A 12,153-nucleotide genomic window follows, 5' to 3' on the forward strand; every position below is an offset into this window, starting at 1 on the left:
ATCGGCAATCGGCCGCCGCGCCCCAAACTGACAATTCCGCCAGTTTCGCGACAGTAACCCGTTCCACGCCGACGCCTATCATTCGGGTTCCATTTACCCACGCCTGATCACCGCCTGTCCCGCCGCCTCCATGTGGATCGTCAATCTCGCGCTCAGGCGCCCCTACACGTTCATCGTCATGGCCATCATGATCGTGCTGGCCACCCCGCTTGCGCTGATGCGCACGCCGGTCGACGTGCTGCCCGCGATCAACATTCCCGTGATCAGCGTCATCTGGAATTACAGCGGCTTCTCCGCGACCGAGATGACGAACCGCATCACGTCCGTGCATGAGCGGATCCTGACGACGACCGTCAACAACATCCAGCACGTCGAATCGACGTCCCTGCCCGGCATCGCGGTCGTGAAGGTGTTCCTGCAACCGGGCGCGAACGTGCAGACGGCGATCGCGCAGACGGTTTCGTCCGCGCAGGCGATCGTGCGGCAGATGCCGCAGGGCGCGACGCCGCCGCTCGTGATCACCTACTCGGCGTCGAGCATTCCGGTGATCCAGCTCGGGCTGTCGAGCCAGACGCTCAGCGAACAGTCGCTCGCCGACATCGCGCTCAACTTCCTGCGCCCGCAGCTGATCACGGTGCCGGGCGTGCAGATTCCGTTCCCGTACGGCGGCCGCACACGCGTGGTCGCGATCGACCTCGATCCGCAGGCGCTGCTCGCGAAGGGGCTCACGCCCGCCGACATCGTCAACGCGGTGAACGCGCAGAACCTCGTGCTGCCGACCGGCACCGCGAAGATGGGCCAGACCGAATACCGGATCGACACGAACGCGTCGGCCGACACCATCGCCGACATCAACAACCTGCCGGTCCAGACCGTCAACGGCGCGACGACCTACCTGCGCGAGGTGGCGTCGGTCCGCGACGGCTTCGCGCCGCAGACCAACGTCGTGCGCCAGAACGGCCAGCGCGGCGTGCTCATCTCGATCCTGAAAAGCGGCGATGCGTCGACGCTCAAGGTCGTGTCGGACCTGAAGGCGCTGCTGCCGAAGGTGATCCCGACGCTGCCCGAAGGGCTCACGATCACGCCGCTGTTCGACCAGTCGGTGTTCGTCAACGCGGCCGTCCAGGGCGTGATCCACGAGGCACTGATCGCCGCCGTGCTGACCGCGATGATGATCCTGCTGTTCCTCGGCAACTGGCGCAGCACGCTGATCATCGCGATCTCGATCCCGCTGTCGATCTTCACGTCGCTGATCGCGCTGTCCGCGCTCGGCGAGACCATCAACATCATGACGCTCGGCGGGCTCGCGCTCGCGGTCGGGATCCTGGTGGACGACGCGACCGTCACGATCGAGAACATCGAGCGGCACCTGCATCTCGGTACGAACCTGCACGACGCGATTCTTGAAGGCGCGGGCGAAATCGCGGTGCCCGCGTTCGTGTCGACGCTGTGCATCTGCATCGTGTTCGTGCCGATGTTCTTCCTGACGGGCGTCGCGCGCTACCTGTTCGTGCCGCTCGCGGAAGCCGTCGTGTTCGCGATGCTCGCGTCGTACGTGCTGTCGCGCACGCTGGTGCCGACGCTCGCGATGCTGCTGTTCCGCCCGCAGCAGGCGAGCACCGGCCCCGATCACGCGACGTCGCGCTTCGCACGCATCCATCACGCGTTCAACGATGCGTTCGAGCGACTACGCGCGTGGTACATCGTGCTGCTCAGCATCCTGCTGGTGCGCCGCCGCTTCTACGCGATGTGCTTCCTCGGCTTCTGCGTGCTGTCGACGGGCCTCGTGTTCGTGCTCGGCCGCGATTTCTTCCCGAATGCCGATTCGGGCAACATCCGGCTGCACATGCGCGCGCCGACCGGCTACCGGATCGAGGAAACCGCGCGCCTCGCCGACCAGGTCGAGCGCGTGATCCGCGAAACCGTGCCGCCCGACGAACTCGGCGCGATCGTCGACAACCTCGGCCTGCCGGTGAGCGGCATCAACCTGTCGTACAGCAACGCCGGCACGATCGGCACGCTCGACGGCGAGCTGCTGATCGCGCTGAAGCCCGGCCACCGCGCGACCCAGCACTACGTGCAGGCGCTGCGCACGGTGCTGCCCGAACGTTTCCCGGGCGTCGAGTTCTTCTTCCAGCCGTCGGACATCATCACGCAGATCCTCAACTTCGGCCAACCGGCCGCGATCGACCTGCAGGTGCTCGGCAACGATCTCGCGAGTAACATGACCATCGCGAGCAGCCTGATGAAAAAGTTCAGGCAAATCCCCGGCGCCGTCGACGTGCACGTGCTGCAACGCAACGACGAGCCGACCCTGCTGGCCGACATGGACCGTACGCGCATGCAGCAGCTCAACCTCTCCGCGCAGAACGTCGCGCAGAACATGCTGATCTCGCTGTCCGGCAGTTCGCAGACGACGCCGTCGTTCTGGATCAACCCGCGCACCGGTGTCCAGTACCCGCTGCAGATCCAGACCCCGCAATACAGCATCTCGTCGGTCGACGACCTGCTCGGCACGCCGATCTCGGCGAGCGGCCGCACGGGCATGCCGCTGCAACTGCTCGGCAACCTCGTGCAGGTGCGCAGCACCGCGAACCCGGCCGTGATCACGCACTACAACATCCGCCCGGCGATCGACGTGTACGTCAGCGTCGAAGGCCGCGACCTCGGCGCGGTCGCGGGCGAGATCGACCGCATCGTGTCCGACGCGCGCGCGACGCTGCCGCGCGGCACCGAGCTGACGATGCGCGGCCAGGTCGAGACGATGCGCACGTCGTATCTCGGCCTCGGCGCGGGCGTCGCGATGGCGATCGTGCTCGTCTACCTGCTGATCGTCGTCAATTTCCAGTCGTGGCTCGACCCGCTGATCATCATCAGCGCGATGCCGGCCGCGCTCGCCGGCATCGTCTGGATGCTGTTCATCACCGGCACGCACCTGAGCGTGCCGGCACTGACGGGCGCGATCATGACGGTGGGTGTCGCGACCGCGAACAGCATCCTGGTCGTGTCGTTCGCGCGGCAGCGCCTCGAGGCCGGCGCGCCGCCGCTCACGGCCGCGCTGGAAGCAGGCGCGACGCGGATCCGGCCGGTGCTGATGACGGCGCTCGCGATGATCATCGGGATGGTGCCGATGGCGCTCGGCCTCGGCGAAGGCGCCGAGCAGAATGCGCCGCTCGGCCGCGCGGTGATCGGCGGGCTGCTGTTCGCGACCGTTTCGACCTTGCTGTTCGTGCCGCTCGTGTTCGGCGGCGTGCATGCGCGGCTGGCCCGCCGGCGTGCGCGCCAGGCCGGACACTGACTTTCGTTCCACTACCCGGTTGATTTGGTTGAATTCATGGAAGAGAAACATCACAGCTCCGTCGGCATCCAGGTGGACGAACGCGGCATGCACCTGCCGACGCGCACGTCGGTGTCGCGACGCGGGAAGATCGTCCTGATCGCGATCGGCGTGCTGCTGGCCGCCGGCGCCGCGCGCACGGTGGTCGTCAACGTGCTGAACCGCAACCGGCTCGACGCGGTTGCCGAGCAGAACACGCGCCAGTACGTGAGCGTCGCGCATCCGGTCGATGCGGCCACCGGCGGCAAGCTGACGCTGCCCGGCACGCTGCGCGGCTTCGTCGAGGCGCCGATCTATGCCCGCGCGAGCGGCTACGTGCTGCGCTGGCAGGCCGACATCGGCGCGCACGTGAAGCAGGGGCAATTGCTCGCCGAACTCGACACGCCCGAGCTGAACCAGGAACTCGCGCAGGCCACCGCCCAGCGCCAGCAGGCGCAAGCCGCACTCGCGCTCGCGAAGACATCGTTCGACCGTGCGCAGCAGTTGCGCCAGCGCGATGCCGTCTCGCAGCAGGAGCTCGACGACCGGCAAGGCGCGTTCAACCAGGGCACCGCGAACCTCGCCGCGGCCGATGCGAACATGCGCCGCCTCACCGAGCTGAAAGGCTTCCAGCGGATCGTCGCGCCGATCGACGGGATCGTCACGCAGCGCAACGTCGACGTGGGCGATCTCGTCAGCTCCGGCAACGCCGGCCGCTCGCTGTTCACGGTCGTGCAGGCCGACCGGCTGCGCCTCTACGTGCAGGTGCCGCAGGCGTATGCACAGCAGGTCAAGGTCGGCCAGCACGTGAGCGTCGCGCAGGCCGAGCTGCCGGGCCGGACCTTCGACGGGACGATCACGCGCACGTCCGAGGCGATCGACGTCGCGACGCGCTCGCTGCAGATCGAGATCACGCTGCCGAACCCGGACGGCAAGCTGCTGCCCGGCGCGTATGTGCAGGCCACCTTGCCGATGACGCCGGTCGGCCGCCTGCAGGTGCCGGCCAATACGTTGCTGTTCCGCGCCGAAGGCCCGACGGTCGCGACCGTCGACGCGAATGGCCAGGTGCGCCTGAAACAGGTGACGGTCGTGCGCACGATCGGGCAGACGCTCGAAGTCGACGGCCCGCTCACGCCGAATGACCGCCTCGTCACGAACCCGAGCGACGCGCTCGCAAACGGCGACCCGGTGATCGTCGCGGCGCCGGCGGCGAAACCAGCATCCGGCGCCGCGGAGGCGAAGTCGTGATCGCGATGCGCCTCCGCCGGCGCCCTGCCGCCGTCTCCGCCACCGTTGCGCTCGCGGCGGCCGTCGCCGGCTGTACGGTCGGCCCCGATTACAAGCGGCCCGACGTCGACACGCCGGCCGCGTGGCGGCTCGACCCGGCGGATTCCTACTGGCATCCGGCCGCGCCAGCTCGCGCGCCGCTCGATCCGGCATGGTGGACCGCATTCGGCGATCCGCAGCTCGATGCGCTGGAAACCGAGGCGCTGCGCAACAACCAGAACCTGAAGGCCGTCGCCGCGCGCTACGACCAGGCGAAGGCGACGCTCGCATCGGTCGCCTCGGCGCAGTATCCGGCCGTCGGCCTGACCGCGAGCGGCCAGCGCTTCAAGATCTCGGCCGACCGGCCGCAGACCAACTACGCGACGCCGAACGCGTCGACCGTGCAGAACGACATCCAGGTCGGCGCGAGCGTCAGCTACGAGCTCGACCTGTTCGGCCGCGTACGCCGCAGCGTCGAGTCCGCGCAGGCGACCACCGAGCAGGCCGGTGACGATTTCGCAAACGCACGCCTGGTGCTGACCGCCGATCTCGCATCGAGCTATTTCGCGCTGCGTGAATTCGATACCGAGATCGACGTCGTCAGGCGCTCGATCGACTTGCAGCAGAAAGCGCTCGACTACGTGAGCGCGCGCCACGACCTCGGCGCGGTGTCGGGCCTCGACCTGCTGCAGCAGCGCGCGCAGCTCGACGCGACGCGCACGCAGGCGCAGTTGCTGCTCCAGCAGCGCGTGCAGGTCGAAACCGCGATCGCGACGCTGGTCGGCACGCCGGCCCCCGCCTTCTCGATCGCGCCGCGCGTCGTGCCGATCAACGCGCCGGCGCTGCCGACCGGCCTGCCGAGCGACGTGCTGCAGCGGCGTCCCGACGTCGCGTCGGCCGAACGCGCGATGGCCGCCGCGAATGCGCAGATCGGCGTCGCGCGCGCCGCCTATTTCCCGCGCATCGTGCTGTCGCCCGATATCGGCTGGGATGCGACGCGCTTTGCGGGCCTGTTCACCGTGCCGGCGCTGCTGTGGTCGGTCGGCGGGTCGCTCAGCCAGCCGCTGTTCGAAGGCGGCAAGCTGAAGGCCGGCGTCGATTTCGCGCAGGCCGGTTACGTTGCCGCGCAGGCCAGCTACCGGCAGACCGTGCTCACCGCGTTCCAGGAGGTGCAGAATGCGGTCACGGGATTGTCGGTGCTCGCCGACGCCGCGCGGCAGGCTTCCGCGGCCGTCGACGACGCGCGCAAGCTCGTGTCGCTCGCGCAGGATCGCTACGCGGGCGGCCTGACGCCGTTCATCGACGTGCTGACGGCCGAGCAGCAGTTGCTGACCAGCGAGCGGCAGGCCGTGCAGATCCAGGGCCAGCGCGCGGCGCTCGTCGTGTTTCTCGCGAAGGCGCTGGGCGGCGGCTGGGATGGCCATGCCGCGGCCGGCCCCGCGCCGGCCGAGGTTGCCACCGCAGCCCCGGCGCGCCCGAGCCCTTAACCGGATTACCCGGACAACGGATTCGAACATGAAAGTCCTGATCGTCGAAGACGAACCGAAAGTCGTTGAATACCTGAAGAGCGGCCTGACCGAGGAAGGCTGGGTCGTCGACACCGCGCTCGACGGCGAGGACGGCGCGTGGAAAGCCGTCGAATTCGAGTACGACGTGGTCGTGCTCGACGTGATGCTGCCGAAGCTGGACGGCTTCGGCGTGCTGCGCGCGTTGCGTGCGCAGAAGCAGACGCCCGTCATCATGCTGACCGCGCGCGACCGCGTCGATGACCGCGTGCGCGGGCTGCGCGGCGGCGCCGACGATTACCTCACCAAGCCGTTCTCGTTCCTCGAGCTGATCGAGCGGCTGCGCGCGCTGACGCGCCGCGCACGCGTGCAGGAATCGACGCTGATCTCGATCGGCGACCTGCGCGTCGACCTGATCGGCCGCCGCGCCACGCGCGACGGCACGCGCCTCGACCTGACCGCGCAGGAATTCCAGCTGCTCGGCGTGCTCGCGCGGCGCAGCGGCGAAGTGTTGTCGAAGACGACCATCGCCGAGCTCGTGTGGGACGTGAACTTCGACAGCAACGCGAACGTCGTCGAGACGGCGATCAAGCGCCTGCGCGCGAAACTCGACGGCCCGTTCACGGACAAGCTGCTGCACACGATCCGCGGGATGGGCTACGTCCTCGAGGCGCGCGAGGACGGCGACACCGAGAGACCCGCATGAAACGCTCGATCGTCCGGCGGCTTTCGGCGATGTTCGGCATCGTGTCGCTGCTCGTGTTCACGCTGGTGGGCTGCGGGCTGTTCGTGATGATGGAGCGCCAGCTGTTCGCCGAGGTGCGCGCGACGCTCGACACGCGCACCAAGGTCGCCGAGATGATCGTGTCGCATGCGACCACGGCCATGCGCGGGCGTCTCATGCAGGAAAAACTCGCCGATCTCGAACCGCCCGACGGCTCGACGCGCTACCAGGTCGACAGCACCAATCCGGACTTCCGCTTCGGCGCGCCCGTCGACGGCGTGCCGGTCGGCGCGCCGTTCGGCGCGTTCCAGCGCTACGCGCTGAACCACAGCACCTACGACGTGATGACGAAGACCGTCACGGTGGCCGGTAACGGCGAGCGGCCGACGCTGAAGCTGATCGTCGCCAGCTCGTGCGAGCGCACGCAGCGGATGCTGCGCCGCTTCGTCTGGACGCTCGCCGGGCTGATCACGCTCGCGACGCTCATTACGCTGCTGCTGAGCCGCGCGGTGGCCCGCTTCGGGCTCGCGCCGCTCGACCGGCTATCGCAGGACGCATCGGCGATCAGCCTCGCGAACCGCCGCCAGCGGCTGCAGACCGACGCGCTGCCGGCCGAGCTGCGCGATCTCGCCACATCGTTCAACGGTGCGCTCGACCGCATCCAGCAAACCTACGCGCGGCTCGAGGCGTTCAACGCGGACGTCGCGCACGAACTGCGCACGCCGATCAGCATCCTGATCGGCCAGACCCAGGTCGCGCTGACCAGCCGCGACCGCACGGTCGACCGGATGCAGCAGACGCTGCAGTCGAACCTCGAGGAATTCGAGCGGCTGCGCGTGATCATCAACGACATGCTGTTCCTGTCGCGCAGCGACCGCGGCGAACGTGCGACCGACCTGAAGGACGTGTCGCTCGCCGACGAAGTGCGGCGCATGCTCGACTTCCTCGAAATCCCGCTCGACGAGGCGCAGTTGCACGCCGAACTGAACGGCGATGCGCGCGCGGCCGTCGATCCGTCGCTGTTCCGCCGCGCGATGACGAACCTGCTGATCAACGCGATCCAGCATTCGGCGCCCGGCGCGACGGTCGGCGTGACGATCGTGCGCCGCGACACGCTCGTCGAAGTGTCGGTCGCGAACCCGGGTGAGCCGATCGATCCCGCACGGCGCTCGCACGTGTTCGAGCGCTTCTACCGGCTCGAGGAAGCCCGCGCGAACAGCAAGGAGAACCACGGGCTCGGGCTGTCGATCGTCAAGGCCGTCGCCGAGATGCACGGCGGCAGCGTGTTCGTCGCCTGCTCGGGCGGCATCAACACGTTCGGGTTCTCGGTGTCGACGCAACCGTGCGCAGGCGGTCCGCTACGCGCTGGCGACGCAGCCGACGCGGCCGGCTCGGCCGATTCGCGTCCGGCCCACGCACCACGCGCGCTGCATTGACGGCGGCCGCGCCTGTCGACGTCCGGCCGCCTCCGATCGGCGCTTGCCAGCCACGAACGCGGCCCGGAACGCATTACGCGCGTGGCTTGCCACCCTGCTCGCGCCACGCCCGCGGCGACATCGCAAACCGCTCGCGAAACACGCGGCTGAAATGCGACATGTCGTTGAATCCCCAGCGCAATGCGACGTCGGACACGCGCAGCGCCACGCATTGCGGATTCGCGAGATCCTGCGCGCACCGTTCGAGTCGCAGGTTCCATACGTAACGCATCAGCGACGTCTCCTCGGCCTCGAAGAGCTTGTTGATGTACCGCGACGAAATCCCGATCGACCGCTCGATCATCATCGGGTTCAGCTCCGGATCGTGCAGGTGCTCGAGCACATGCCGCTTCACACGCGTCAGTGTCAACGCCTTCATCCTCGATTGCGCGAGGTCGTTGCGCTGCATGCCCCCCAGCGTCATCGCGATCAGCGTGATCGCGGTATCCGACAACTGCCGCATCTCGTCCTCGGTCACGCTACGGATCTGCGACGACATCTGCTCGAGAAACGCACGCATGACGCTGCCGACGCCCTCCCCGGTTTGCGTCGGGCACGCCGTGCGGTGCTCCATCCCGATGACGAGCTGGTTCAGCGTCGCGCGGGGAATGCTGACGACGATCTCGCGCCACGACTGGCCGAACTGCAGGTGGTGAGGCCGTGTCGCGTCGTAGATCGCAAAATCCCCGGGGTGCAGCGTGACGATCTTGCCGTCCTGCTCGACCGACTGGCTGCCCTCGAGCATCAATACTCCGAAATACTTGTCCTCATACTCGCTGCGCGCCTGGCGATAACGCCGAATCACGGCCTGCTCGCTCGCGTGGATTTCGGAGATTCGCATCTTTTCGCACTTGCGCTGCCGCACTCGACCGAAGAAATCGGCTTTCTGCACGGCCGCGATCTGCACGTCCGCGAACAGGCGCAGAATCGTCTCGCGCCAGAATTCGATACGCTGGCTGACCGAGCCGTCGGGCGGCACCTCGATGGCCGCGTTCGCCCGCTCGTCCAGCGGGCTGTCGGACGCCAGACCGGTCGCGTCGCCGCTTGCGGCGCGCGGGAAAGGACGCATCGTCATGGTCGTGCCCCACATGGGTTAGCAAACACGCAGCCGGTAGCGTGCCCGTTCAAAAGCGCATTGTCCAATCGATGGCCGCGTCCGCCGCGTTGCCGGTCGGACCGACACGCGGCGCAGCGGTAACGCGCTACCGCGCCGGGCATGTCATGAGCATGTCGTCCGACGCCAGTCGGAAGACTGTTCATACGCATACGCAACGCGATAGAGCGTCGCCTCGTCGAAACGGCGCCCGACCAGTTGCAGCCCGATCGGCAGGTCGTCGGCTACCCCGCACGGCAGCGACATCGCCGGATGCCCGGACACGTCGAACGGCGCGGTATTCGCGAGCATCTCGAACGCCCTCGTCAGCGACTCGGACATCGCGCAACCGGGCTCCGGCAGCTTCGACGCGCGCATCGGTACGGTCGGCATCACCAATACGTCATACGACTGCAGCGCCGCGTCGTAAGCCGATCGCAAGCGCCGCGCGAGGTTCTGGCACTTCGCGTAGTAGCGCCCGCGATACCGGCTCGTGAAATATTCGCCGAGCAGCATCGTCACCTTCACGGTATCCGGCAACTCATCGGCCCGCTCGCGCCAGCCCGCGTGATGATCGATCATGCCGGTCACGTACAGGCCGCCCCAGTTGAAACCGTGGCTGTTGCCCTTCATCATCTGCTGCGTCGCACCCTCGGCCGCAATCGGCAGCCAGATCGCAGTGCCGGCGGCATGCAGCGGCACCGACACTTCGTCGACGCTCGCGCCCAGCTTGCGCAACCGATGCGTGGCGGCCAGCACGGCCTCGTCGACCACTTGCTCCGAATTCGCGAGCCCGAACGCCTCGCGCAGGATGCCGATCCGCAGTCCCGCGATGCCGTCGCGGATCGCGCCGAGATAATCGGCGCGCAGCGGCAACGCCCGTTGGCGCGGATCGAGTCCGTCGCCGCCCGCGATGACATCGAGCAGCAGCGCGTTGTCGAGCACGTTGCTCGTCATCGGCCCCAGATGATCGACGGTTGCCTCGATCGGCATCGCGCCGGTGTACGGCACGAGCCCGTGCGTCGGCTTCATCCCGTAGATGCCGCAATAGGCGGACGGGATCCTGACCGAGCCGCCCTGGTCGCCGCCGAGCGCCATGTCGACCTCGCCGCTCGCGACCAGCGCGCCGCTGCCTGACGACGAGCCGCCGGACGAGTGCCCTGGCTTGCGCGGATTGTGCACCGGCCCCGACGCGCTCGTGTGCGAGCCGCCGGAAAAGCAGTAGTACTCGCAGGTCGACTTGCCGGCGATCGTGCCGCCGGCGTCGAGCACCCGGGTGACGACGGTTGCATCGACGTCGGGCACGTAGCCCTCGAACGTGCTCGCGCCGTTGCGCATCGGCACGCCGGCAACGCAGATGTTGTCTTTCACGACCACCGTCTTGCCGCGCAGCTTGCCCTCCGCGGCACCGTGGATCGTGCTCTTGCGCGCCCACGCGCCGTAACGGTTCTCGTCGCCTTCCGGGCGGTAGCCGGGCGTGCGCGGATACGCGACGACGGGCAGATAGTCGGGCAACGCGTCGATGGCGTCGTACGCATCGAAGTTCGCCTGCAGGGCATCGTCGTATTCGGCGAGTTGGCGGGAATCGACATGAAAGCCGAAACCGGCTGCAATGTCGGACAGTTGTTCGCGAGTCGGGCGTTTGATGGCCATCGACGTTCTCCAGTTCGGTAAGCGGCGCCGCCGGCGCCGGCGGGATTCAGCGGGTGACGGCGTCGCGCATCAGTCCGGTGCGCGGATGGCAGTTCACGTATTCGTAAACCTGATGCTTGGCGTCGAAGACGGACACCTCGTGATACAGCCGCAGTTTCGACAGCCCGGTCACGACGCGGAAGAACGTGACGAAGATCCGCAGGTGCGTCGGATGGGATTCGGCCCAACGCTCGAGGCGGTCGAGCGAGCGCCAGTGGCCGATGTTGTAGCTCTCGTCGAGCACGTTGCCGTCGAGATCGATCGAGCGCACGTAGCGATTGCTGTAGCAGCCGACGTCCGCGCCGTTGTCGCGCAGAAATTCCATCCCGCTGCGCAGCGTCGGCTCGATCTCCTCGAGATACAGTCGGCGCTCGTCGCGCTCGGCCGCGCGCCAGTCCTGGCCGGAGCGAATCAGCGCGATGTTGTCGTGTGCCAGTACGACCACTCGGCCGCCACGGGCCGGATCGCCCTCGACGACGCGCAACTCGCCGTCCGCGCGCATCCAGTCCGTCTGCGAGATCGGGAACCGGTCGCGCATCGATCCCCAGTAGCCGTGCTCCTCGATCTCGCCGCTGACGCCGTCCATGATCGCGCCGACGCCGGGGAAATCGCTCGTGAATGCGTAGAGCGTCTCGAACTGCTCGGCGCGCGGCGCGACGATTTCCCGGAAGTAGCCGATCCCGTCCGCGAGACGCGCGTCGGAGGCCCACCATTCGACGAGTGCCGGCAACGCAATCCAGCGCGCATACGCGGCCGGATCGCGCCAGTAGCCGACGGCGATCAGGTTCTCGTAGCCTTGGTCGTCGGTGTGTTGTGTCAGATCGAAGTTGTTCGGGCCGTCCTGCGCACCGAAATCGGCGACGATCCGGCGCAACGCGGCCAGCGCCGTGGCGCGCTTGTCGGCGCCGCGATACTGCACGCCGAAATAACCCATCACGACCTGGCTCAGGTCTTCGGCGGCCCGGGCGACATACATCGGGAACGGTGGCTGGTAGTCGTCGGCGACGCGGCGCGACAGCGTCCGCGGGCAGATCAGGTGTTTGTCGATGGCGGATTCCATGCGTGACCTCTCTGGAAAGGGA

8 protein-coding genes are annotated in these 12,153 nt (G+C 67.8%); 5 read left to right on the forward strand and 3 right to left on the reverse strand.

Going from position 1 to position 12,153, the window contains the following annotated elements; all coding sequences use genetic code 11:
• Positions 1-130: 130 nt before the first annotated feature.
• Genes LGN17_RS00595 through LGN17_RS00615 form a run of 5 tightly spaced genes read left to right on the forward strand, consistent with a single transcriptional unit; the run spans position 131 to position 8,247 of the window.
• Positions 131-3,298, forward strand: a complete 3,168-nt coding sequence (locus LGN17_RS00595) for an efflux RND transporter permease subunit (protein ID WP_226194717.1) — start codon at positions 131-133, stop codon at positions 3,296-3,298.
• A gap of 36 nt (positions 3,299-3,334) precedes the next feature.
• Entirely contained in the window at positions 3,335-4,564 is a 1,230-nt protein-coding gene (locus LGN17_RS00600; RefSeq protein ID WP_226194718.1) for an efflux RND transporter periplasmic adaptor subunit, read from the forward strand.
• Positions 4,565-4,569: 5 nt separating this feature from the next.
• Positions 4,570-6,069 carry an efflux transporter outer membrane subunit gene (locus LGN17_RS00605; RefSeq protein WP_226194719.1) on the forward strand — a complete coding sequence of 500 codons (1,500 nt, stop codon included), beginning with the start codon at positions 4,570-4,572 and terminating at the stop codon, positions 6,067-6,069.
• A 28-nt stretch (positions 6,070-6,097) separates the two neighbouring features.
• The gene (locus LGN17_RS00610) at positions 6,098-6,793 is read left to right on the forward strand and encodes a heavy metal response regulator transcription factor (protein WP_226194720.1); all 696 of its coding nucleotides are present in this window, start codon (positions 6,098-6,100) and stop codon (positions 6,791-6,793) included.
• Positions 6,790-8,247 carry a heavy metal sensor histidine kinase gene (locus tag LGN17_RS00615; RefSeq protein WP_226194721.1) on the forward strand — a complete coding sequence of 486 codons (1,458 nt, stop codon included), beginning with the start codon at positions 6,790-6,792 and terminating at the stop codon, positions 8,245-8,247. The genes LGN17_RS00610 and LGN17_RS00615 overlap by 4 nt, the downstream gene beginning before the upstream one ends.
• Positions 8,248-8,320: 73 nt before the next feature.
• On the opposite strand, the gene LGN17_RS00620 is transcribed toward LGN17_RS00615, so the two are convergent.
• The 3 genes from LGN17_RS00620 to LGN17_RS00630 form a co-directional block, all read right to left on the reverse strand.
• Complete coding sequence (locus LGN17_RS00620) at positions 8,321-9,361, reverse strand: helix-turn-helix domain-containing protein (protein WP_226194722.1); 1,041 nt, start codon at positions 9,359-9,361, stop codon at positions 8,321-8,323.
• Between the two features lie 144 nt (positions 9,362-9,505).
• The gene (locus tag LGN17_RS00625; protein WP_226194723.1) at positions 9,506-11,032 is read right to left on the reverse strand and encodes an amidase; all 1,527 of its coding nucleotides are present in this window, start codon (positions 11,030-11,032) and stop codon (positions 9,506-9,508) included.
• 46 nt (positions 11,033-11,078) lie between these two features.
• Positions 11,079-12,131: a phenylacetaldoxime dehydratase family protein gene (locus LGN17_RS00630; RefSeq protein ID WP_072436713.1), complete on the reverse strand. Its 1,053-nt coding sequence runs from the start codon at positions 12,129-12,131 to the stop codon at positions 11,079-11,081.
• Positions 12,132-12,153 lie beyond the last annotated feature (22 nt).

This window comes from Burkholderia sp. AU30280, from assembly GCF_020420125.1.
Lineage (GTDB): Bacteria > Pseudomonadota > Gammaproteobacteria > Burkholderiales > Burkholderiaceae > Burkholderia.

Bases quoted from the DNA above. Each gene is read 5' to 3' on its own strand.
- LGN17_RS00625 (WP_226194723.1), bottom strand. From the start codon at position 11,032: ATGGCCATCAAACGCCCGACTCGCGAACAACTGTCCGACATTGCAGCC.
- LGN17_RS00595 (WP_226194717.1), top strand. From the start codon at position 131: ATGTGGATCGTCAATCTCGCGCTCAGGCGCCCCTACACGTTCATCGTC.
- LGN17_RS00605 (WP_226194719.1), top strand. From the start codon at position 4,570: ATGCGCCTCCGCCGGCGCCCTGCCGCCGTCTCCGCCACCGTTGCGCTC.
- LGN17_RS00615 (WP_226194721.1), top strand. From the start codon at position 6,790: ATGAAACGCTCGATCGTCCGGCGGCTTTCGGCGATGTTCGGCATCGTG.
- LGN17_RS00600 (WP_226194718.1), top strand. From the start codon at position 3,335: ATGGAAGAGAAACATCACAGCTCCGTCGGCATCCAGGTGGACGAACGC.
- LGN17_RS00620 (WP_226194722.1), bottom strand. From the start codon at position 9,361: ATGACGATGCGTCCTTTCCCGCGCGCCGCAAGCGGCGACGCGACCGGT.
- LGN17_RS00630 (WP_072436713.1), bottom strand. From the start codon at position 12,131: ATGGAATCCGCCATCGACAAACACCTGATCTGCCCGCGGACGCTGTCG.
- LGN17_RS00610 (WP_226194720.1), top strand. From the start codon at position 6,098: ATGAAAGTCCTGATCGTCGAAGACGAACCGAAAGTCGTTGAATACCTG.